The organism is Seonamhaeicola sp. NFXS20, assembly GCF_049132085.1.
Classification (GTDB): Bacteria; Bacteroidota; Bacteroidia; order Flavobacteriales; family Flavobacteriaceae; genus Seonamhaeicola.
The window spans coordinates 393,405-417,434 of the sequence record NZ_JAFMPU010000002.1 but is presented as its reverse complement, the minus strand read 5'-3'; the positions used below and the strand labels follow the sequence as shown (position 1 = coordinate 417,434).

The 24,030-nt window shown below is 32.4% G+C and carries 15 protein-coding genes; all 15 read left to right on the top strand.

From position 1 onward, the window contains the following. Window positions 1-18: 18 nt before the first annotated feature. The 15 genes from J1D01_RS05010 to J1D01_RS04940 all read left to right on the top strand — a co-directional run bounded on the left by J1D01_RS05010 (window position 19) and on the right by J1D01_RS04940 (window position 24,023). The gene (locus tag J1D01_RS05010; RefSeq protein ID WP_421150043.1) at window positions 19-615 is read left to right on the top strand and encodes a hypothetical protein; all 597 of its coding nucleotides are present in this window, start codon (window positions 19-21) and stop codon (window positions 613-615) included. A gap of 49 nt (window positions 616-664) precedes the next feature. Then, window positions 665-1,804 (top strand): serine hydrolase domain-containing protein, encoded by a 1,140-nt coding sequence (locus J1D01_RS05005; protein WP_421150042.1) that lies wholly within the window; start codon window positions 665-667, stop codon window positions 1,802-1,804. Between the two features lies 1 nt (window position 1,805). After that, window positions 1,806-3,056: a S41 family peptidase gene (locus tag J1D01_RS05000; RefSeq protein WP_421150041.1), complete on the top strand. Its 1,251-nt coding sequence runs from the start codon at window positions 1,806-1,808 to the stop codon at window positions 3,054-3,056. A gap of 5 nt (window positions 3,057-3,061) precedes the next feature. Then, a complete protein-coding gene (locus tag J1D01_RS04995) occupies window positions 3,062-3,685 on the top strand; it encodes a CatB-related O-acetyltransferase (RefSeq protein WP_421150040.1) in 624 nt (207 codons plus the stop codon). A 514-nt stretch (window positions 3,686-4,199) separates the two neighbouring features. Further along, window positions 4,200-4,778 (top strand): RNA polymerase sigma factor, encoded by a 579-nt coding sequence (locus J1D01_RS04990; protein WP_421150039.1) that lies wholly within the window; start codon window positions 4,200-4,202, stop codon window positions 4,776-4,778. A gap of 109 nt (window positions 4,779-4,887) precedes the next feature. Further along, window positions 4,888-7,440, top strand: a complete 2,553-nt coding sequence (locus J1D01_RS04985; RefSeq protein WP_421150038.1) for a M14 family zinc carboxypeptidase — start codon at window positions 4,888-4,890, stop codon at window positions 7,438-7,440. A 144-nt stretch (window positions 7,441-7,584) separates the two neighbouring features. After that, complete coding sequence (locus J1D01_RS04980; protein ID WP_421150037.1) at window positions 7,585-8,802, top strand: FecR family protein; 1,218 nt, start codon at window positions 7,585-7,587, stop codon at window positions 8,800-8,802. A 25-nt stretch (window positions 8,803-8,827) separates the two neighbouring features. Further along, window positions 8,828-12,265 carry a SusC/RagA family TonB-linked outer membrane protein gene (locus J1D01_RS04975; protein WP_421150036.1) on the top strand — a complete coding sequence of 1,146 codons (3,438 nt, stop codon included), beginning with the start codon at window positions 8,828-8,830 and terminating at the stop codon, window positions 12,263-12,265. Window positions 12,266-12,269: 4 nt separating this feature from the next. Continuing rightward, on the top strand, window positions 12,270-13,775 hold the full coding sequence (locus tag J1D01_RS04970; protein WP_372937382.1) for a RagB/SusD family nutrient uptake outer membrane protein: 1,506 nt from the start codon (window positions 12,270-12,272) through the stop codon (window positions 13,773-13,775). Window positions 13,776-13,808: 33 nt separating this feature from the next. Next, window positions 13,809-14,702, top strand: coding sequence for a LamG-like jellyroll fold domain-containing protein (locus J1D01_RS04965; protein ID WP_421150035.1), 894 nt, complete (start codon window positions 13,809-13,811; stop codon window positions 14,700-14,702). A gap of 93 nt (window positions 14,703-14,795) precedes the next feature. After that, window positions 14,796-16,805: a C10 family peptidase gene (locus J1D01_RS04960; RefSeq protein ID WP_421150034.1), complete on the top strand. Its 2,010-nt coding sequence runs from the start codon at window positions 14,796-14,798 to the stop codon at window positions 16,803-16,805. Between the two features lie 56 nt (window positions 16,806-16,861). After that, window positions 16,862-19,303: a C10 family peptidase gene (locus tag J1D01_RS04955; protein ID WP_421150033.1), complete on the top strand. Its 2,442-nt coding sequence runs from the start codon at window positions 16,862-16,864 to the stop codon at window positions 19,301-19,303. An 18-nt stretch (window positions 19,304-19,321) separates the two neighbouring features. Then, window positions 19,322-20,362, top strand: a complete 1,041-nt coding sequence (locus tag J1D01_RS04950; RefSeq protein ID WP_421150032.1) for a LamG-like jellyroll fold domain-containing protein — start codon at window positions 19,322-19,324, stop codon at window positions 20,360-20,362. 215 nt (window positions 20,363-20,577) lie between these two features. After that, window positions 20,578-22,533, top strand: a complete 1,956-nt coding sequence (locus J1D01_RS04945; protein WP_421150031.1) for a hypothetical protein — start codon at window positions 20,578-20,580, stop codon at window positions 22,531-22,533. Between the two features lie 77 nt (window positions 22,534-22,610). Then, window positions 22,611-24,023, top strand: coding sequence for a hypothetical protein (locus J1D01_RS04940; RefSeq protein WP_421150030.1), 1,413 nt, complete (start codon window positions 22,611-22,613; stop codon window positions 24,021-24,023). Window positions 24,024-24,030 lie beyond the last annotated feature (7 nt).

Below are 24,030 nucleotides of genomic sequence, written 5' to 3'. Positions count from 1 at the left end.
TCAAAAAAACAAACAGTAATGAAAACACTTAATTTATCTACTTTAAAATTAATAGTATTAGCAGTAATTTACTTTTTTAGTTTAACTATAAATGCTCAAAATGATAACCTAAACACAACAAGCAGACAAGGTTTTATGTTTGAGTTTAGTCTTGGCGCGGGCGTTATTAGTTTAGAAGATAGTGCTGGTTTACAAAGTTTTGACGACTCTCAAGGCGCTTTTACCTTTCCAGACTTTAAATTTGGGTATCTGTTAAATGATAAACTTGCACTTACAGTCTCAATGCCTGGAATGATATATGATGTAGCAGATTTTGATAGGCATTTTGGGGGTTTTGTTCCTTCTGTTCAATATTGGGTAAAAGATTGTTGGTGGATTCATGGTGGTGTAGGTTTGGCTCTAGATTCTCCAGCATTGTATGATATTAAGGATGGTAATAAAGATTGGAATTTTGGTTGTGCGGTAATGGCCAGTTCTGGTTATGAGATTTATAAAAAGAAAAACTTTGCATTAAACATTCAGTCTAATGTATTTATGGGAAGAGCTTTTTTAGATGGAGATGCCCATAGAGATGCTGTAACCTTTAATTTAGGTCTAGGTTTCAGTTGGTTATAAAAATAAAGAACTATTTTAGATTTACTATTAACACTACTAAAGCGGTAAAATGAAAAATAATTTAGTACTAGCTTTATTACTCTTTACATCTATATTCTCTTTTGGTCAGCAAACCATAGATGGAGATCTTAAAGAATTGTTTAAAGCCGAGTTAAAAAACGAAATAATTTCTAATGCTGTTCTGCATGTGTATTCTAAATCTAAAGGAATTAATATTCAGTTATTTGAAAATGAGCTTAACGCAGAGGAGACTGTAGCAGCAAACACTCCGTTTTATACGGCAAGTATTACCAAAATACTAACAGCAACGGCTATTGGTATTTTAAATGATAGAAAGCTTTTAAGTTTTAATGATACTATAAGCAAATATTTACCAGATGAACTTCTTAAAGGGCTTCATGTTTTTGAAGGAGAAGAATATTCAAAAAAAATAACCATAGCCCATTTATTACAGCACACATCAGGATTGCCAGATTATTTTGAAGATCAAACTACAAATGGTACTCCAAACATAATTTCGCAATTATTTATAATCCCAGATAAAATATGGACACCTGAGGCAATTATTGAGTTTACTAAAATTAACATGACGCCTCATTTTATTCCGGGTAAAGGTTACCATTACACAGACACCGAGTATTTGCTTTTAGGTTTAATAATTGAAAAAGTTAGTGGTTTAAAATTAGATGCATTTTTTAAACAGGAAATTTTTAAGCCTTTAAAAATGAACCATTCATATATAAACTTAAAATCTACTCCAATTAATGAAACTTTACCCTTAATGAAGTTTTATGCCAGTGATACAGAAATATCGTCATTACAGAGTTTAAGTGCAGATTGGAGCGGGGGAGGTTTAGTGGCTACAACTGAAGATTTAATTCGTTTTTTAGAAGCATTCAATAAAAACAAAATTGTTAAAAATGATACCCGTTTACAAATGCAAAACTGGGAGCTAGAAACTTACGGAATGGATTATGGTTTTGGGGTAAGAAAAGTATCTTTTAGAAAATTAATGAACCAAAACACCAATTTAACGGTTATTGGGCATTCTGGTAGTACAGCATCTTTTTTATGGTATTGTCCACAAACAGATACTTATGTCTCTGGAACCTTAAACCAAACAGAAGCCAACAAAAACGCTTTATTAATGGTTTTTAAAATCCTTAATTTAATTCAAAAAAAATACTAGTATGAAAACTTTTCAAAACATAGTACTAACGGTTTTTTGCTTTATGGTATTGAGTATATATGGAGCAAAAGCCCAGTCTAACACCAAAATTAATTGGAAAGAAGATTTAGAAATTTATAAGTCTTTATTAGAGGAAAAGCATATAAATTTATATCATACAGTTACTAAGGAAGCGTTTACTAAAGAGTGGGAAGAAATCTATGGCAATCTAAATTCTTTAGAAAATTTAGACGTTATCACAAAATTAATGCGTTTAACAAGGCGTATTAATGATGGGCATACATCAATATCTTTAAGCAATGTTTCATGGCATCAATTTCCTTTTGAAATAAAAAATATTGAAGGTAAATGGCGCGTTATTAAAACTCTAAAAGAATATAAACATTTACTTTATGCTAGCTTAGAGTCTATAAACAATATCCCAATTCAGCAAGTTGCAAAACAAATTTCAGAAGTAGCTCAATTTGTAGAAAACAAATATTCTTTAAAAGAACGAACGGGTAGTTATTTAATCACTGCAGAACTACTTTTTAATCTAAATATTATAGATGATTTACAGGCTGCCAACTTTAGTTTTTTAGATAAAAACAATAAAAAGATGTCTCTTTTGCAGCATACAGTAGAAAAAGAATATTGGTATAAGCAAACCAATTTAAGTGAAGCAGTATTGCAGGTTTCTCAAATAAAAAAGCCCGTAGAAGGAAGATTTGATTTGTGGTATGTACCCATTTTAGAAACTAACGCGTTGTATATAAACTTTAAATCATATCCTACGTTTGAAGCTATGCAAAGTATTGGTGAACAATTAGTGGGGTATATTCAAGAACATAATATTAAACAAATTATTATTGATATGCGAGAAAACGGAGGCGGCGATTTATACGTGGGCACCGTTTTAGCTTATGCTTTAAACCTTGCAGATTCTATAGATTGGGAACATGGAGTTTATGTGCTAACCAGTAATCATACTTTTTCTGCGGCTACTAGTAATGCGGCACTTTTTAAACAGTTGTTAAATGCCAAAATTGTTGGGCAGCCAACAGGTTCAAACCCCAACGGATATCAGGATATGGATACGTTTACTTTACCAAATTCTAAATTGGTTGTAACCTATTCCAAACGATTATTTAGGTTATCTGAAATACAAAATACAGCCCTAAAACCAGATGTTGTTATTAATCAAAGTGAAGCAGATTTATTGTTGGGAAAAGATACTGTTTTGGCAACATTAATTAATAAGTTAAAAAAATAAATAGGATGAAAGTACCAAACCCTAACACGCCGTTTCCTTTAGAAAACTATAACAGATTATGTTTTTTAAAAAATATTATTAAAAACCCCAATATTTTGGTGGGAGATTATACATATTATGATGATTTTGAAGATGTTAATAATTTTGAAAAAAATGTAAAGTATCATTTTGATTTTATAGGAGATAAACTTGTAATAGGAAAGTTTTGTATGATTGCTTCGGGAGTTCAATTTATTATGAATGGAGGCAACCATTTAACAGAATCTATTAGTGCATTTCCTTTTGCAGTTTTTGGAGGCGATTGGCAAGATGCTATGTGTGGAAAAAGTTATCCATCAAAGGGTAATACCATAATTGGAAATGACGTATGGATTGGGCATGATGCTACAATAATGCCAGGTGTTAAAATTGGTGATGGTGCTATAATAGCTTCAAAATCAGTTGTTACCAAAAATGTAGAACCTTATGCTATAGTAGGAGGGAATCCTGCTAAATTAATAAGAAAAAGGTTTGAGGAAGATAAAATACAAGAACTATTGCGTTTACAATGGTGGAACTGGAGCATTGAAAAAATTACAGCTAATATCCAGCAACTAACTGGTGAAAATGTAAGTGATTTAAAAGAATAATCTTTATGTGAATTTAATTTTAATATTCATATAAAAAGCAATTTAAGTAATCACTTAAACCGCTTTATAAGTTGTATTAATTTTTCAAACACAAGCTTAATGCCAGCAGGAAAAGCAGAGGTAATCATTTTTGCTTTTATTACTCTAAAAATTTCACCCTCTAGTATGTGAATAACAGAAAATAACACCTGCTACTTTTGTTTAATATAGCTTTGTACTTAAACTATTAATGTAGTAAAAACAGAACAAATTGAAAATCTGCTGGAATTTTTAAGAATTAGTATATAAGAAGTTGTTTGTGTTAGTTAGTTAGTTAGTTAATGTTGTGCTTTTATTTTTTAATTTCTAAAAGTCTTTTTCAATGGATAAATAATTTAATTGGTTGTTTTTTGTAAAACCTTATTCTAGATGTAATTTTTTTAGTGTTATTTTAATTTTAATGAGAATAGTGCAATGATTTTTTGATTTCTATTCAAATATTGTACTTTTGATAGTCTAAAATTCATTTGGCTAATTGAAAAAATCTTTAAACTCTCATAATAATTCTTCTCAAAAAAGTCATAGCGAGTTATGGACTTCATATGTTAATGGTAATCAAGAGGCTTTTAAAATTATATACAATTATTACTACCAAATGTTATATAATTTCGGAAAACGTTTTTTAAGCGCTTCTGAAATTGAAGACTGTATTCATGATACCTTTTTAAATATTTTAAAGTACAAAGAATCTTCTTTAGAAGTAAAAAATGTAAAGGCCTATTTGTTTAAGTGTTTTAGGAATCAGGTATTTAAAGTTAAGAAAAACACACAATTAGAATTTGATTTAAATGAGGGAACAATTCCGTATGAAGAAGATAACAAAGACAAAGAATTAATTTTAAAACAATTAAAGAAAATAATTAAAGAGTTAAGCCCTCGTGAGCGTGAGATTGTTTATCTAAAATATTTTCAAAACTTTAATAATATTGAAATTTCAGAATTGCTTGATATTAACTATCAAACAGTTAGAAATATTTTGGCAAATGCAATAAAGAAGCTCCGTGTGCTTGGAGAGAATTATATAGAATTACTTTTTATACTGTTTAATGAATAAAATTTACTTTTTTAACATTTAACTTATAGTACATTTATTGATTTGGTGCTCTATTTAAATATATAACGGGTTTTTTAACCGATTTGTAAAAAAATTAAATAAGTACTAAATGAGTAAAATTTCTAAACTAACAGCTGTGGTATTTCTTTTAATGAAATCCATAGTTTTTTCACAAGACTATTATTTTGAAGATTTTAAACCATTTAACCAAAGTATTCCAAGTCCAGAGGAGTTTTTGGGTTATGCCATAGGAGATTCTTATACAAGGCATGATTTGGTAGTGGCCTATTTTAAAAAACTTGCAGAACTTTCAAATAGAGCTTCATTTCAAGTTATTGGTAAGACACACGAAAATAGGCCGCTTGTAATGTTAACAATTACTTCAGCTAAAAACCATAACAACTTAGACTCAATAAAAGAAAAGCACTTACAAGTAGTTGATGAAAATAAGGATATTACTGATTTTACAGGTCTTCCTGTTTTCATTAATTTAGGATATAATGTTCATGGTAATGAGCCTTCTGGTACAGAAGCAGCTTTATTGGCAGCATATACCTTAGTAGCCTCAGAAAGTTCTGTTATAAAAAATTACCTTAATCAATCGGTTTTATTTATAGAACCAACAATTAACCCAGATGGTAGAGATAGATACGCTAATTGGGCAAACTCATATAAAGGTAATCCTTTAATTGCAGATAAATATGATATTCAGCATAACGAACAATGGCCTTATGCCAGAACCAATCATTATCTATTTGATTTAAATAGAGATTTGTTGCTCGCTGTTCAACCAGAAAGTAATGCTAGATTAAAATGGTTTCATGAATGGTATCCTAATGTGGTGACAGATTTCCATGAAATGGGAACAAATAGTACTTTCTTTTTTGAGCCCAAACAGCCATCGGCTTCATTACATCCGGTCACACCAGCAGAAAATTGCGAAATTTTAAATACTGCGTTTGCTAAAGATTATGTAGCAGATTTTGACAGCATAGGTTCTTTGTATTTTACTAAAGAAAAATATGATGCTACGTATCCAGGGTATGGTTCAACCTATGGCGATTTACAAGGGTCATTATCATTGCTGTTTGAACAAGGAGGCTCTAAAGGACATATTCAAGAAACCGAAACCGGAACTAAAACCTTTGCTTTCACAATTAGAAATCAATACGTAGGCACCATTGCCACCATAAAAGCGGCGGTAAAAAACAAAGAGTTGTTGTATGCTTACCAAAACAAGTTTTTTAAAAATGCCATAAACCAAGCAACCAAAAGTAAAATAAAGGCTTATGTTTTTGGTGATAATTATGATAAAAATAGAAATAAAGCTTTTGTTGACTTATTGTTGAAGCACAAAATAAGTGTTTATCCGCTACAAAATGATTTAAAAGTAGATGATGAAACTTTTAAAAAAGGATATTCTTATGTAGTGCCAACAGCTCAAAAAGAGTATTTAATGGTTAAAACCATGTTTGAAACCCATAGAAAATATAGAGATAGCGTGTTTTATGATGCCTCTTCTTGGTCTATGGCCAATTTCTATAACATGAAGTATAAACCACTTTCAAAATTACCTGTTTTAAAAAATAAAATTACAGAGCAGAGTAATATTATAACTGCTAAAAAATTAGAACCTAGTAATTACGCATATTTAATACCTTGGGATGATTATTATGCACCTGCTCTTTTAAATAAATTACAAGAGAAAAATATTGTTGTTAAAACAGCTCAAGAACCATTTTCTATAAATACTAATACAGATGTAAAGTCTTTTGATAGAGGAACTTTATTAGTACCTGTTGGTTTGCAAAGTTGTAATAGTAAAGACTTATTTAAAATACTTAATGATTTATGTGGGGTCTATAATATTCAGGCTTATTCTGTTAATTCAGGTTATAGTGTAACTGGTATAGATTTAGGAAGTTCAAATTTTGCAACTTTAAAACAAGCTAAAGTTATGATGCTTGTTGGCTCTGGGGTATCTGCTTATGAGTCTGGAGAGGTGTGGCACTTATTTGAAAAACGCATGCAAATGCCAATAACCAAAGTTAATAATAATATGTTTGGAAGAGTAAATCTAAATAGGTATAACGTATTGGTTTTGGTATCTGGTAGTTATAATTCGCTTTCAAAAATTAGCTATGATAGAATTAAGAATTGGGTAGCTCAAGGTAATACTTTAATTACCATTAGAACAGCAAGTAGTTGGGCTATTAATAACAAAATAGTTAATGAGAGTTTTGTTAAAACCGTAAAAGATTCTGTTGTTTCAAGATTAAATTATGCCGACAAGAGAGGAACACTTGGAAAACAAAGAATTGGAGGAGCTATTTTTAATGTAGATTTAGATATTACACATCCAATTGCTTACGGATATCATGATAAAAACCTTCCGGTTTATAAGAATAATACAATTTTTATTGCACCAATTAAAAATAGATTTTCTACAGTAGCTAAGTATACGCAAAATCCTCATATAGATGGATTTGTTTCTCAAGAGAATATAGATAATTACATTACAAAATCAGCTTCTATTTTAACAAGTAGAATAGGAAAAGGTAACGTAATAATGTTTGCCGATAACCCTAATTTTAGAGGGGCCTGGTACGGTACTAATAAATTATTTATGAATGCGGTGTTTTTTGGTGGTATTATAAAATAAATAAAATCCACTGTTTATTAAGAATAATCTAACATTTTAGGTTAAACAATAAATATTTTTTGTTAAAATTCTTAAAATTAACAAAAAAAGTATAGTACAAAATTTAAATATTAACTCATAGGTATAACAAAAGGAAATAAAACAATGTCAAGTTCAGAAAAAAACACCCTTAATGATTTGCTAAATAATGATAGTTTCATTGCATGGGTAATGTCTAATTTTAAAACAAATGATGGGTATTGGTCTTCATTTGAAGCAGACTTGAATAAATCAGAAAAAGCAGTATTCAATAAAGCAGTTGATATATTAAAAAAATTAAAAGCACTTAACATAGACGATTATAAATCGAATCTATCTGAAGATTTTATTCAGCAGCAATATAATAAGTTGATAGATGATTATAACAACAGTGTTGTTAAAAAACCAAAAGTATTTAAGCTTAAGAGCTTGTTAAAGTATGCAGCTGTATTGGTTCTTTTAATTTCAATTGCAGGTTTGGTTTTTGTTACTAATCAGTCTAATAAAAATCTTGCCGATAATTTGGTTGAAACAAATTATAATCCTTCAGAATTACTATTGCAAACACCAGATAATAAATATTACGTGATTTCAAATGTTAAGAATGAATCTTTACTAGATGAAAATGGTGTTAAGGTAAATATTGATACAGAAGGTATTAGTTTTAAGTTTACTGAAAACTCAAAATCAGTTAATGATGCAAAGTATAAAGTAATAGTTCCAAAAGATAAAAAATACCTTGTTACCCTGATTGATAGTACTAATGTAGAGTTAAACTCTAATACAACTATAACCTTTACAAACTCTGTAAATACAAAAGAACGACACATAGATTTAGAGGGAGAAGCCTTTTTTGATGTAACACATGATGAAAAACGTCCATTTATTGTGCAATCATCAGATTTAAAAATTCAGGTTTTAGGAACAGAATTTAATGTGTCTAATTATAAAGCCAATGGCTACACCAGTACAACTTTAATTGATGGCTCTATAAACGTTTCAAACCAACAAGGAGAAAGTAAAATTATAAAACCAGGTAGTCAAGCAAAATTACTTCACAACCAAGGGCATTTAATTGTTAAAAAAGTAAATGTACAAGAAGCAGTTTCTTGGACTACTAATAGAATGATTTTTGAAAATGAAACTTTAGAAAACATTATTCAAAAAATCAACGCTTGGTACCCAGAGAAATTTATTCTAAATGATGAAAATATTAAAAAATACAGGTTTACAGGTACCCTAAAAAAGCAAAACAATTTAACCCATTTTTTACAAATGCTTAAATATACACAGGGAATTAGTTATCAAATTAATAATGACGAAGTAACCCTATTTTTTGAGTAAAATCTAAATAACTACAATCTTATTTATGAAGAACAATTTAAAAACAACACATTTTAAAAGATTAAAGAAACCAATATTAGTTTTTGTTTTTGGTCTTATTGGTGCATGTGCATTTTCAGTAAATATTTATGCTGCAAATACCATTAATCAAAATAAAATGAAATCATTATCAGTTCACCAAGAATTAACAATTCAAGAACTATTTAATTTAATTTCTAGTAAAACAAGTTATGATTTTTTCTACAGCAGCCAATTAGAGGAGTTGAATGAGAAAGTTTTCATAGAAATAGAAAACGCTTCTGTATCTCAAATTTTAGATATAGCTTTTAAGAATTTGAGTATAGAATATACCATTCAAGGTAATGATATTTTAATAAGAAAAAAGGAAACTAATTTATTACCACAAAATAAAATAAAAGTAACAGGTGTAGTTTATGATGATTTAGGTACGCCATTACCAGGGGTAAACATTATTGTTAGAGATTCTAACATAGGTGTTACAACAGATTTTGATGGGGTTTTTGCAATAAACGTTTACCCTACAGATGTATTGATGTTTTCATATATGGGTTTTCAAACAGAAACAATTCCTGTTAATAATAAAACGTCTTTTGAAATCAAATTAAAACCAGATACTAATGTGTTAAATGAAGTAATAATTTCTGGTGTTGCCTCAGGAACTTCACGTAAAAAAATGTCTGTTTCGGTAGCTAAATTAAATTCTGAAGTCTTAGAGAAAGCACCACAAACATCTGTGTCTTCTTCATTACAAAGTAAAATACCTGGAGTTACAGTAAACTCATTTAGTGGTTCTCCAGGAGGAAGTTCTAATATTGTTTTAAGAGGCTCTACATCTATTAGTGGTGGTAATAGTCCTATGATTTTGGTAGATGGTGTTATAATGGGAGGCTCTCTAGCCGATATTAACGTAGATGATGTAGAAAGTATAGAAGTAGTAAAAGGCGCAGCAGCATCATCTCTGTATGGTTCTCAAGCAGCAAATGGTGTTATAGTTGTAACTTCAAAAAGAGGTAAAAACTTAGAAGATGGTAAAACAACAGTAACTATTAGAAATGAATTAGGGTTTCAAAGAGTAGCTAACCTTCTAGATTTATCTACTTCACATCATTATCGTCTTGATCCTACTTGGTTAGAAACCGATACTTATACTAAATACCAATTTGTAAATTATCCAGATGATTATGTTTCTGGTTGGGACCCGAGAATTACTGGGAATAGAGTTGAAAAAGATGATCATTATCAAGATATGCCATATAGGGTAAACAATGATTTACAAAAAGAAATGTTTACAGATGGTACTTATATAACCAATTATATTGGGGTAGGTCACAAATCTGGTAAAACTAATTTATACACATCTTTTGAAAATAATAAAAGTGAAGGTGTAGTTATTGAAACCGGAGGGTATCAACGCCAAAGCTTTAGACTTAATATAGATCATGCCATTTCAAAAAAAATAAATTTATCTGCTAGTAATAATTATATTAGAACAGATAACGATTATTTAGGCGGTGGAACAGCAGCCTTTTTTGAAGTGGCTTCAACAGAACCCGATGTAGATTTGTTTCAAAAAAATGTTGATGGGCAAGAGTATAATTTCTATCCAAACCAGTGGAACACACAATTTGCAAATCCTTTATATGACCTATGGAAAAAAGAAAGTACTGCAGAAAAAAGTAGATTTTTAGGCTCGTATGATGTAAACTACAAAATGAATGATGTTATTAGTTTTAAAGCATCTTACGCATTTGAACTAGAACACTTTAATAATAAAATTTTATCACCAAAAACAACAATTAGTGATTTACTGCCCAATTATATAGACCCAAATGCAGACCCTTTAGAAGTAGATTATGCAGACCCTATCACAGTGGCATATACAGGAGGTGCATTAAGTAAAAGAAATTATAAAGCACTAAATGAAAGTTTTAGGTTTACTATTAATTTTAAAAAAACTTGGGGAGATTTAGATTTTAATGGGAAATTAAGCTATTTAAATGAAGATAGCCATTTTGAAAGTGTTACTACAAACGGAACGTCTTTTGTATTAAATGACTTTCCAATATTTGACAATTTTGACCCTGAAACCATTGATGCTACAGATTATACCAGAGATATAAGAGCCCAAAACTATTTTGCAATTGCTTCATTTGTGTTTAAAGACAGGTATATTTTAGATGGTTTGTTTAGAAGAGATGGTTCTTCACTTTTTGGTGAAAATGAAAGATGGCAAAATTATTTCCGTATTTCTGGTGCCTATCGTATTACAAAAGACTTACAAATACCAGGTGTACAAGAGTTGAAAATTAGAGGAGCGTACGGAACATCTGGCTTAAGACCAGGCTTTGGCGATAAAGATGAAACTTTTTCTCTAGACGATGGAATAGCAACTAAAAACACCTTGGGTAATAAAAATTTAAAACCATCAAGGTCTGCAGAGTTAGAAGTTGGTTTAGAGGCTTCATTTCTTAAAAAATTAAGGTTAGAAGCTACATACTCTAACACCAAGGTAACAGACCAATATTTATTAGCACCATTGGCTTCTCATGCAGGTGGGTTCCCTTATCAAAATGTAAATGCGGGAGAACTAGAAAGTAAAACATTTGAAGCTATTTTAGATGCTAAAATAATTTCTAATGAAAAGTTTAGTTGGAATGCAGCTATTACTTTTGATCGTACTAGACAAAAGATTACCAAATTAACAATACCAGAATATAGAACAGGACCAAGAAATACCTTTAGAATAAAGGAAGGTGAAACTTTTGGAACCATGTATGGGGTAGACTTTGTTAGAACCTTAGAGCAAATGGAACAACAACTTCCTGAAGGAGATAACATTAATAATTACTCTGTAAATAGAGATGGTGTTGTAGTATTAACCAGTGATATAGGAACTGTAGATGAAAAGCCATTTGTACTTACCGGTGAGAGTGGAGCTGAATTGGTTCATAAAATAGGAGATATTAATCCAGATTTTAATTTAGGTTTAAACACATCATTTAGCTATAAAAACATTTCGGCTTACATGCTGTGGCAATGGAAACAAGGAGGCGATTTGTATAATCATACAGCTCAATATTTGGTAAGAGATAATCGTCTAGGTATTATAGATCAAATTCATACCAAACCAGAAAACAAGAAAACAGTTAACTATTACCAAGCACTGTATGATGCAGATGCCATAAACGGTTTTTGGGTAGAAGATGCAACCTACATAAAATTAAACGAAGCTTCTTTATATTACACATTAAACAAAAAATCTAAAGGTTTTAATGTAGATTATATTGAAGAAATAAAAATAGGTGTTATTGGTAGAAACCTTTGGACAATAACAGACTATACAGGTTATGACCCTCAAGTAGGATCAGACGGATTCCTTTTTGATGATTTTGGATACCCAAACTTTAGAAACTACTCAATATCTGTTCAAGTAAAATTTTAATGATATGATGAAAAGAAAAACATATAACTATTTTTTATTGGTACTAACAGGCTTACTTTTTAATAGCTGTAGTGATTTAGATGTAGAAAATTACAATGACCCAGATAGAGAGATAGTATTATCAACATCTGATGGTATAAGAAGTTTAGCCTCAGGACTGTTTAATACTTGGTTTACCCAAGAGCAGCATAATTTCGGATCTCCCGGTCCCGCTATGTGGGTTATGGCAGATTGGGGTACCGTAACATTTGCAAATTATGGCACGCTAGATATGAGTGAAGAACCAAGAATTTTTATGGATAATTCGCCTTCATATGCATACCATTCCATTATTAGAAATTATTGGCAATATATGTACAGAGTTGTAACAACAGCCAATGATGTACTTGTAGGTATAAATAACGGAGTACAAATAGGTGATGACGGAGAAGAAACAGAAATGGTTAAAGGTTTCGCCTATTTTATGCAGGGTTTAGGTAATGGCTATATAGGCTTGGTATTTGATAAAGCTTTTCCATCAGATGAAGACACGGATTTAGCTACACTAGAAGTCACAGATTATCAAACATCAATAACACTAGCTATTAGTCAGTTAGAAAAAGCTATTCAGGTTTTTGATGCCAATGAGTTTACACTTCCATCTGATTGGATTAATGGTAATGCGTTCACTAATCAAGAAATGTCAAAATTAGCACATTCATTCATTGCTCGACTTTTGGTTTATTCTGCAAGAAATGAAGATGAAACAAATGCTATAGATTGGGAAGAGGTTTTATATCATGCTGAAAAAGGAATAACCGAAGATTTTAATGTTGAAGGAGATGGTAATGCCTCTGATAGAAAATGGATGTCTTGGTATAAGTATTATATGGCAAGAACTGGTTGGGGTAAAGTTGATATGCGAGTAATTCATATGTTAGATGAATCTATCCCAGCTAATTGGCCAGAGGGAGGTATAAATGATTTGCCAAATGATGGACGTATAGTTTCTAATGACCAACGAGTTCAAACAGATTTTCAGTATGATTCATCAAATAGCAGACCAGAACGTGGTACCTACAGATGGTCTACCTACAGATATTCTAGATTAGATGATTGGATAAATGCCAATTTTTTTGCACCAGTTATCATGATGCGTCAAGCAGAAATAGATTTATTTAAAGCAGAAGCTTTATGGCGTTTAAATAGGTTTGATGAAGCTGCAGATATCATCAACTTAGGAACAAGAACAACAAGGGGTAATTTACCTTCAATATCAGATGACGCTGAAGAAATAGAAAGTGCTATAATGTATGAGCGTACCATAGAACTCCCATTAACCGGTATGGGAATTGAATACTTTGATATGCGTAGAACAGGTCAATTACAAGATGGATCTTTGTTGCATTTTCCAATTCCAGCACAACAACTAGAAATATTATCAGAACCATTTTATACCTACGGAGGAATAGACCCTCAGTACGGTGTTCCTAACCAAGATGTAGCAATTAATGGTTGGTTTAATCCTTAAAAATAAATTATACTAAAACAAAATTTAAAAAATATGAAACTATTTACATTTATAGCTTTTTTTATAACCTTTGGCAGTTTAGTGTTTACTTCTTGTGAAAGAGAAGCGCTGCCCGTATATCCAGGAACTATTGTACAAATTGATACAGTTTTTGTAGAAGGTGCTAACTTAACTTATCCTACATTTACTGGGTCTGATACTAGTGGAGATAGATTTTACGCATTTAGTGGCTCTAGTTCTACAGATTTCAGTTCAATGTCTGGTACAGATTGGACTTATGAACTTTGGATTAAAGTAGATCCAGAAGCATTAATTGGAGACCCTAACGAACCATCAGGACAAACCGCAGGTGGTGCATCTATTAGTGAACGCTCTAGAAACTTTGAGTTGTATTTAATAGAAGATAGTAATGCCGATTATGCCATTAAATACAATAGGTTAGATGATGATAATTTACCATTAGGTACTATGGAATCTAGTAATTCTGGTATCAATCTTAAATTTGATGAATGGGTACATGTAGCCATATCGCGTTCTTCAACAGATGGTTTAGCAAAATTCTACATAAATGGTACATTGATTGATTCTAGCTCAGACCCACTTTGGATACAACCTGTAAATGACACTTGGTTAGATTTTAATTATATGTATAGAGGTGGCAATATGAATTTCTTTAAAGGATCTTTTGATAATATACGCATTTCATATATAGATAGATACCCAACCGAGTTTGAACCAGATCAATTTGAAAGATTCACGGTAGATAATAATACCTTTTTACAAATGGATTTGGATAATAATCTTACGCCTTTTGATCCCGTGAGTGACTATGATAAAGTAGAAATAAAGGGGGTTTATTCCTATTACATTCAAGTAATAAACACCGTTTTTTGGACGAGTGAGGATTATGTTCTAGAAACAGATTAATAAAAAGCATAGAGTCTTGTTAAATAACTGACAATCAACTTTATGTTGTAGTTGTCAAGGGGGTTGTATATCAAATTTTAAAAGAAAAAGCGTATGATAAAACAAATTACAAACTTTAAATTCATTAAAAATACTGCTCTAATGCTTCTGTTTTTTGTCAGTGCTATGTCGTTTTCTCAAACCATAGGACCTTTTTTAACCGATGTTTGGGGCGGTGTAAACTGTTACGACAATAATGGCAATCCGGTGTATCCGGGCAATTACTATACACCAAGCCATTCTTCGGCAGGATGTGTGGCCATTTCAATGTCGCAAATTTTACACTACTACGAATGGCCTATTAAAGGGGTAGGCAGCCAGGTGTACATGGATTATTTCAACGGAACGTTAACACGACATGCTTCTTTTTTTGAAAATATTGAATACGACTGGGACAATATGCTCGACGAATACCAAGGCAAAGCCTCAACCGATGTTGAGCAGCGTGCCATAGGCGAATTGTTTTACAGTGCTGCCTGTGCCTTGGAAATGGATTTTGAGCCTTATGGTTCTACTTCAAACATAAACAAAACGCCTTTTGTATATAAAAACTTCTTTCGGTTTACAGGACATTACGAAGATGTAACTTGGGCATCGTTTTGGACAAAGTTAAAGGAGAATATTTTGGCCGGATACCCTGTGCCAATTGCCGTAAGTGCAAGCAGAACAGGGGATGGACATGTGTTTGTTGCCGATGGGTACAAAGAAATAGGCGGAACGCCCTACTATCATATAAATTGGGGGTGGTACAACGATAACAACATTAATGGATGGTATAATATCCAAGGTTGGACAAGCAGTACTGGAGGGTACAACACCATAACAGGAGCTGTTTTTGATGTTTTGCCCAACCCTCAAATTACAGCTATAGAGCCAACAGGAACGGGCAACGATTTTACCGTTTCCTGGGAAGTTAGTCAGCGTATCAATTGGAATGAGTTTACATTGGAACAAAAGGTAGACCAAGGCGATTGGACTGAAGTGGCCTCTGGTATAACCTCTAAAAGCTATACGATTAACAATCCAACGGGACACGTTTATCAATTTAGGGTGAAGTCTATGATTGATGGGGTGTATTACGACGATTCCTGGTCTGAAACCGAAGCCTATGCCGTTGAAGGTGGTTTTGATGGTTATGCTGAGTTTGGTGGAAGTCAGTATGCTTATGCTAGACAAACACCTAATAATGATTTAGACTTTACTAATGATTACACTTTTGAAACTTGGATACGATTAAAAGATGGTAATAGTAATGGTAATGTAATTATAGATCAGCAGCCTGTTTTTGGCATAGAAATAACCGATGTAACTGCTTCAGACTATTCGGTTAAGTTTATTTCGCATTCAACAGGGGCAGAATTAAACTCTAACGCTAGCGGGGCAAAGCTTCAAAATAACCAATGGGTACATGTGGCCATTGCCCACACGGGCAACACCACAAAGCTTTTTATTGACGGGGTGTTAAGACAGGAAGATACAAGTACTAATTTTAATTTAACCAGTTCTAACTCAGCACTCAATATGGCAGAACGCTATAGCAGTGGATATTCAGGAATGATTAAGGCCGATTTGGACCAAGTAAGGATTTCCAATATAGCAAGATATACATCAAACTTTACGCCAATAAGGGAACAGATTTATGAGGTTGATGCCAATACCATTCTATATCTACCCTTTCAAAATGTACATAATGTTAGGTTAACAGACTATGCCGCTAATATTAGTTTTATTGTGAAAAACGAGGAGGGATATGTAGAGTGGAATTTTGAGGAAACCAGCAAATCTTTATCGAATGAAGATTTTGAACTTATAAAATCATCACTTACCATGTATCCTAACCCAGTTACGGGTAACCAATTTGAGCTTGCATTAAGTCCCAGCTTAAACTTACCCGAGGTAGCGGTTCGGGTGTTCGATTTACAAGGGCGAAGCATAGAAGTGCAGGCTTTTGAAAAGGCGCTTAACAGTTGGAGCATTACACTGCCCAATATAACTTCGGGAATGTATGTTTTGCAGGTAAGCGGCAAAGGCTTTTCGGCTAGTAAAAAAATAATTGTTAAATGATAAATATTGATTATTAGTTGGAATATATGGAATGATAATACACAAACACATCGATTATGAGTAAAATTTTAATTTTAGCAAGCTTGGTTTTATCAAGTTTACTTTCTGTCCATTCACAGGTCAACAAAAATGCTTTTTTAGATTATGCCAAAGCATTTATGGTGAAGCAGCAACTTGATAACAAAAGGTTGTTGGAACCAAGTGATGTTAACGAGTTAAAATTTGATGACGGTACTATTTGTGCCTACGTTGTTAATTTAAAACCTAAGGGATTTATAGTGTTTTCTTCATCAAAAAAAATGTACCCGGTACTTTCCTTTTCTACAGAATCTAATTTCGACTATTCGGCTTCACAGGAAAATTACCTTTTAAATATGGTAAAAGCAGATATGGGAAGGGAAATGAAAAGGATAAAGGATGCCGCAGTAACCAAAGACCATAGGGCCTGGGAACAGTTGGTTACAATAGGTGTCAACAAGTCGTCAAGTTTAAGCATCAAAACAGAAACCACAGCAGCTTCAGCCTCTTTGATACAGTACGGTGCACATTTAAGCAGTGTTTGGGGCGGAGTTAATTGCTACGACGACCAAGGCAACGGTATAAATGTGGGGAATTACTATACTCCCAATAATTACTCTCCAGGTTGTGTGGCTACTTCTTTAAGTATGGTTATGCATTATTATAAATGGCCCGAAACGGGTGTGGGGGCTCATACTAATTACGACACGAGTGGGAGTTCGCAAACCAGTTGGACCGCCAACTTTGGCAATGCCAATTACGATTGGGACAATATGTTGGATGAGTATTATGGGGTTCCATCAACTTTAACCCAGCAAAAAGCTATGGGGTATATATCCTTTCATGCAGCCACAGCTTTGGATATGGATTATGAGCCTGATGGTTCTACAAGTAATATCAATAGAATACCTTCGGCAGCAGGTTCGTATTTTAGGTTTTCTGGCCACCACCAGTATTCCAGTTGGTCCAGCTTTTGGTCCAGAATGCACGAAAATTTAGAAAATGGCCATCCAGTACCTGTTGCCATTGAAACCAGTAGTGGTGCCGGCCATGCTCCCGTAGTTGATGGGTATCGTTATTATGAAGGCGATCCAGAGAGTGAGTATTACTACCATTTAAACATGGGGTGGTACGGAACCAGTAATGCTTGGTATAGGTTACAGGGGTCGTTCAGTGCGGGTGGATATACCAGTGTTACTGCAGCTGTTTTTGATCTTTTGCCTGAACCAGCCTTTACAGAAACCTCTATAGATGCCACAGATAAAACTTTTACCTTAAATTGGAAAACAAGCCACAAAATAAACTGGGATGCTTTTGAATTACAGGAAAGTACAGATGGAGGGACTACATATTCCACAGTAAGTAGCACCATAACAGATACAACTTACACGGTAAGTGTCTTAGAAGGAGGAACTTACAAATACAGGGTGCGTTCTAAAGTTGATGGTTTCTTTTATGCCAATAGTTATTCAGAGCCTATTGAGGTTACCGTTCCTTACGATTATGTGTATTTGGATTTCGACGGAAACGATTCCTTTTTTGTTTACGACAATTCAAATAACGATTTTGATATTTCAGATACATATACCATTGAAACATGGATTAATATAGATTCTAGAACTACTGGTACCTATCCAGTAATTTTAGACCGCCAAACCGTCTTTTCGTTGTTTTTGATTGCCGATGCCAATGCCGATTATGCTGTTAAGTTTGCGGCAAGGGATAGCTCTGGAAACATTATTGCATCTGTGCAATCCGACAGTTCTTCAGAAAACTTGAGTTTTGGCGATTGGGTACACGTTGCTGTTTCTAGAAATAACGGAGTAACTAAGCTGTTTGTTAACGGAACTCAAGTAGACAGCTCTACTGATAGCGATTTTGAGTTGACTGCTTCAACGAAAGCACTTAATGTAGGCGCTAGGTATTGGGGTGGGTACGAACGTTATTTAGATGGTAAAATAGATAAGATAAGAATAAGTAACAGTGCTGTATATACTTCTGGGTTTGTACCTGACTTAAAAGAGAAATATACCGCAGATAACAATACCATAATCTTACTGGCTTTAGATGAGGGGGCTGGAACCGATTTAACAGATGGTGCAGGCAACTTTAGTGTGGTTCAGTTGAGGTCCTCCCCAAACCAACCTAATTGGATGTTTGGCGATGAAGATTTAAGTGAGAAAAGTAATAATGCAAAAGTGTTAAACACAAATGAAAATATAGTCGACGAAAATAGAATTCACTTTTACCCGAATCCCGCATTTATTGACATAACAGGTAAAGTTAAAATTGATATATCTCAAAAATATAATATTTTGATTTATAATAGTTTGGGTCAATTGGTTATGAGTAAGGAAGTTAACCTTGAAAAAGGTGAAAATGAATTAAATGTAAACGTAATCAACTTAGAATCTGGTCTTTATTTTTTAGAGTTGAACTCTCTAGGAAAAAAGTACAAAACAAAATTTATTAAAAATTAATCCTTAAACCCTTAAAATATGAAACAACAATTACTAACATTTTTAACAGTTATGTGTTTAATTTTGGTTTCTCATTCTCAAGATTATTGTCTTGAACTTGATGAAGCAAATGCACAAAGAGTAAGGTACTTGACAACTTCAGGAGATATTTTAGACACAAAATTAAATGGTGCAACAGATTACACTATAGAAGTATGGGTAAAACCAACAAGTACAGATATTCATAATAATGTAATCTTAAAAAGGTGGAATCAATTTGCTTTAACCTTATACCAAGATGATAACAAAAGATTTTACTTTACTCATTACGCACCATCTACAACTGGTACTAATACATACGTTAACACAAAATACAACGTAATTAATATAAATGAATGGAATCATTTAGTAGTTATTAATGATGGAACTGCAAATACTTTAAAACTATATGCTAATGGAGTAGAAGTAACAGGAGATTTTTCTGGGAACCCAACCACTCAAACAGCACTACCATTAGATACTGCCCCTAGTGCTTCAAATTTATATGTGGGGTATGGAGGAACAGGAACATATTTAACAGCACAGGTAGATAAAATAAGAATAAAAAATACAGCCGAATCTATTGCAAGTTTACAAACGTCTGTAACAGATGCTGCATATACAACAGACGCCAACACAGCGGTATTGTATAATTTTGATGAAGGCACTGGGTTGGCCTCTGTAAATGAAGCAGATTCTGAAAATGGAATTTTTCAGTGTAATGCAGGAGATTGTATTGCTGGTGAAACTTGGTGGGTTGATTTAAGTTCTACGTTAACCTCTAAAACATTTAATACTACTAGTTTTAAATTATTTCCAAACCCTGCTAAAAACAAACAATTTATAGTTCAAGCAAAAAACAGCGAAAGTTTATTAGGAATGACAATTTATGATGTTTTAGGTAAGACAGTAAAAAAAGAAGATTTTAAAAGCACTACTTTTTATGCTAATGTTAGTGTTAATAATTTAAAATCAGGTATTTATTTTGTTAAGGTAAATACAAGTAAAGGCGTTGGAACTCAAAAATTAATTTTAAAATAGCTTTTAGCAAAATACTAAATAAAAAGCCTTATGTAAGTTTAATTTACATAAGGCTTTTTGTTAGTAAATCATACTTCTGTAGACTTTTTGGTAATGTAACTTGTTTTATTGTTAAAATCGTTAATAGTTTATATCAATTGAATATTGATTTATATAACAAATTTTAAATAGTTTCTAAGTTTATAAATCTTTAATTATCCAGAAGAAAATAAACTATGAATCTATTAAAATCATTATGGTTTTTTATGACACTGATGTGTTTAATCAGTTGTAACAGCAAAGAGGAACACAAAACATTAAACATAAACAAATTTTTAGCAGCAGCAAGTTCAGATAACTTAAGCCCAAGTGATGCCCAAGTTGAAATGTTAAAAGCTATTATTCCAGAAGAAACTTTTAAGCCTGCACCACCAATTACAGATAGAAATTATTGGAATGAAATAGCCACAACCAACTATGGAAAAGAATATTTAAAAGATGCTATTTCAGATATTAAGATAGAACCAGAAGTACCCATTACAGATTCTATTTACAGATTAGCTAATAAACAAGGTAATAGAGGAATTTATAAACCAAGATATTACCGAACAATGACGCGTTTAGAGCATTTCATGTTGGCTGAATGTATAGAAAACAAAGGCAGGTTTTTACCTCAAATAGAAGTATATCTTAACGCAATTATAAGTATGAAATCGTGGTTACATCCAAATCATGATAATAAATCAAATGATGTTTTAGAAGGTAAAAGTATGGCCATAGATTTAGGTTCGCGTAGGTTTGGTTCAGATTTAGCGTTGGCAGAAGTACTTTTAGGTGAAAAACTATCATCAGAAACAAGGCAAAAAATTCAAAAAAACTTACGAAGTAGAATAATAGACGCTTATCTTAACGCTACTAGCGGAAAAACAAAAACACACCTCACTTGGTTTAACGGAACAAGTAATTGGAATTCTGTTTGTACTAGTGGCTCAGTGTTTGTTACCATTAGTGCTTCTCAAAATTTTAACGAACGCCTTCAAGCTATTGGAACTGCCATAAACAGCATGAAAAACTACCTTAGCGGATTTGGTGATGATGGTTATTGTTCAGAAGGAGCGGGTTATTGGAACTACGGTTTTGGTCACTACCTTTATCTAGCAGAAATTCTTTATAACTACACCAATGGAGCCATCAATTTATTTGAGTTTAATAATAAAGAGAAATTAAAAAATGTTGCAAATTTTCCATTTCGCTACCAAATATCAGAGAGTGTCTGTGCTCCATTTGCAGATGGAGTTTCTTCCGTTTGGAATGATGATGGTTTTGCAAGTAAAATGTCTGTAAGAAAGTATAATGCCAAAACACCACCTTTCCGAAGAAAAAAAGGAGGAGTAGACTCGTTTTCAGCCGCCTTTCAATTAATAGAATGGGAGTATATGAAAACAGAACTTGTAAACAATCAATCAGAAAAAAAAGTAGAAACTTTACCTAATCACACATATTTTAATGAATTTGGTATGGTAATTTCTAGAGGAAATCAAAAAGTACCATTATCTATTGCTATTAAAGCTGGTCATAACAGAGAAAATCATAACCATATGGATGTTGGTACTTATACTATTGTGTTAGGTAAAGATATTATAACAGGAGATATTGGAGCACCATCTTACACTGCTGGGGCATTTTCAGATAATAATCCAGCTCGTAGCTCATGGGGGCATCCGGTACCTAGAATAAATAATAAACTACAGTCTAAAGGAAGAAAATTTAAGGGAGAGATAACCGAAACCGAGTTTACCGATAGTTTAGATAAAGTAGTGATGAACATAAAAGAAGCTTATGAAATCCCATCTTTAACCACTTTAGTTAGAACTATAGAAAATAATAAAGCTGGATTGGGAAGCATAAGTATAACCGATGAGTTCTCTCTTACAGAACCTAGTATTTTTGGCGTTGCAATCATGACCTTATCAGATTATGACATTATAGATGCAAATACAGTAATTCTAAAAACTAAAAATCAAACATTAAAAGCAGAAGTATTTAGTGAAGATGGTGATTTAGTAATTAAAGATGAACGTGTACCTGTTAAGCATTTAAGAGAAGGAGGGCCAGCATTTAGAATAGGAGTAGATTTTACTAAACCGCTAAAAAAAGGAAAATTAACAATTAGGTTCACACCAGTTTTTTAAAAAAGTACCTCTAATTTCTTTTAAAATTTTAATCACTATAATAATCCAATTAAATCTAAAAAAACAATAAAAATTACATGAAATTAATAAAATTATTCCTTGCTACATTTTCAATTATTTCAATGGCTACGGCTTGTCAAGAAGCAACTAAAAAAGAAGCAGATATAAACATTCAGGAGAACTTTATTACGGTAACTTCTTTAGCAGATTTTAAAAACTACATCAATAAAGATAATGTTAAAATCAAACTCAAAGAAGGAAACTACCAAATTGATGATGCAGAAAAAATCAGGTTTATTGAAATTACAGGTAATAACTCATATTACAATTTAACAGGAGTACGGTTTATGGTAGATACCAAACTTTTTAGTCGTAAAGATTTAGAAAAAACTGATGATGGAAATAGCATGTATTGCGCCATTGAAATATCGGGAAATAATACAACGCTTGAAGGATTGTATATTGAAACTTATGGTGATACACCAGGAAGACAAAGCAAAAATAAAATCTTTAATCTTGTAGGAGAAAATGTTACTCTTAAAAATGTAGAGGTGCGTACAACAGGTTCTAATCCATGGGGGTATGGAAGCTTGTATGGTTTAGGTGGGGGAGACGTTAGAAAAATGAATGGTATTCGTATTGGGTATCCAGCTAAAAACGTAAAGTTAATTGGTTGTAAAGTACACATGAGAGCCATGGGGCATGCCATTTTTTTACAAGGAGCAGAAAACACCTTAATAGAAGATTGTCATGTAGATGGTCTACTACGTACTACCGATGCTATTTTAGCAGAAACCTCTGGCTATGGGTTTGATAGAAATTTTTACGCTAAAAAACCGAGACATTCCCATAAAAAAGGATATGTAGAAGGGACTATTATTGGTGAAGATGGGAAAATTTTACCAGGAGAAATAGTATCATTAAGTGAAGATGGTATTAGAATGTATCCTGAGTATAACGGTCATAAAACTAAAAATACAACCATTAAAAGTTGTACGGTAACCCAAATGCGAAGAGGTATTTGTACAGGATTAAGTTCTTCTGGAGATAAGGTGATTGATTGTGTTGTAAGAAATTGTGTAGCAACAGGATTTAATGTGGGTAATGAAGATGTGTTAATCAATTGCAGTGCAGATGCTAAATTTGCAGAGGCTGTTTGTATACCTTATACCAACGCAAAAAACGCATCGGTAGAAATAAATATTTTAGATAGCAGAAATGGGTTAGCAAACAACTTATTGGCAAAAATTAATGGCACAGGGCATCATGTTGTGCTAAAAACAGCAGATAATAATTTTATACCAGACACAATGGCAATAAAACTCTCTGTTTGGGAGGGCTACGGAAATTTTAATCCAAAAGCTAAAATGCACGCAACCAATATTAAACTTGAAAATAAAACAACAGCTAAGGTGATGTTATTTGAAGGTGCTAAGAATAATGATATTAAAAGTGAAGGAGAGGTTAAAAATATAGTTACTCACATGTAACAGCATT

Excerpts from the sequence above, each read along its gene's own strand:
- J1D01_RS05010 (WP_421150043.1), top strand. The coding sequence starts at position 19 with ATGAAAACACTTAATTTATCTACTTTAAAATTAATAGTATTAGCAGTA.
- J1D01_RS05005 (WP_421150042.1), top strand. The coding sequence starts at position 665 with ATGAAAAATAATTTAGTACTAGCTTTATTACTCTTTACATCTATATTC.
- J1D01_RS05000 (WP_421150041.1), top strand. The coding sequence starts at position 1,806 with ATGAAAACTTTTCAAAACATAGTACTAACGGTTTTTTGCTTTATGGTA.
- J1D01_RS04995 (WP_421150040.1), top strand. The coding sequence starts at position 3,062 with ATGAAAGTACCAAACCCTAACACGCCGTTTCCTTTAGAAAACTATAAC.
- J1D01_RS04985 (WP_421150038.1), top strand. The coding sequence starts at position 4,888 with ATGAGTAAAATTTCTAAACTAACAGCTGTGGTATTTCTTTTAATGAAA.
- J1D01_RS04980 (WP_421150037.1), top strand. The coding sequence starts at position 7,585 with ATGTCAAGTTCAGAAAAAAACACCCTTAATGATTTGCTAAATAATGAT.
- J1D01_RS04975 (WP_421150036.1), top strand. The coding sequence starts at position 8,828 with ATGAAGAACAATTTAAAAACAACACATTTTAAAAGATTAAAGAAACCA.
- J1D01_RS04970 (WP_372937382.1), top strand. The coding sequence starts at position 12,270 with ATGATGAAAAGAAAAACATATAACTATTTTTTATTGGTACTAACAGGC.
- J1D01_RS04965 (WP_421150035.1), top strand. The coding sequence starts at position 13,809 with ATGAAACTATTTACATTTATAGCTTTTTTTATAACCTTTGGCAGTTTA.
- J1D01_RS04960 (WP_421150034.1), top strand. The coding sequence starts at position 14,796 with ATGATAAAACAAATTACAAACTTTAAATTCATTAAAAATACTGCTCTA.
- J1D01_RS04955 (WP_421150033.1), top strand. The coding sequence starts at position 16,862 with ATGAGTAAAATTTTAATTTTAGCAAGCTTGGTTTTATCAAGTTTACTT.
- J1D01_RS04950 (WP_421150032.1), top strand. The coding sequence starts at position 19,322 with ATGAAACAACAATTACTAACATTTTTAACAGTTATGTGTTTAATTTTG.
- J1D01_RS04945 (WP_421150031.1), top strand. The coding sequence starts at position 20,578 with ATGAATCTATTAAAATCATTATGGTTTTTTATGACACTGATGTGTTTA.
- J1D01_RS04940 (WP_421150030.1), top strand. The coding sequence starts at position 22,611 with ATGAAATTAATAAAATTATTCCTTGCTACATTTTCAATTATTTCAATG.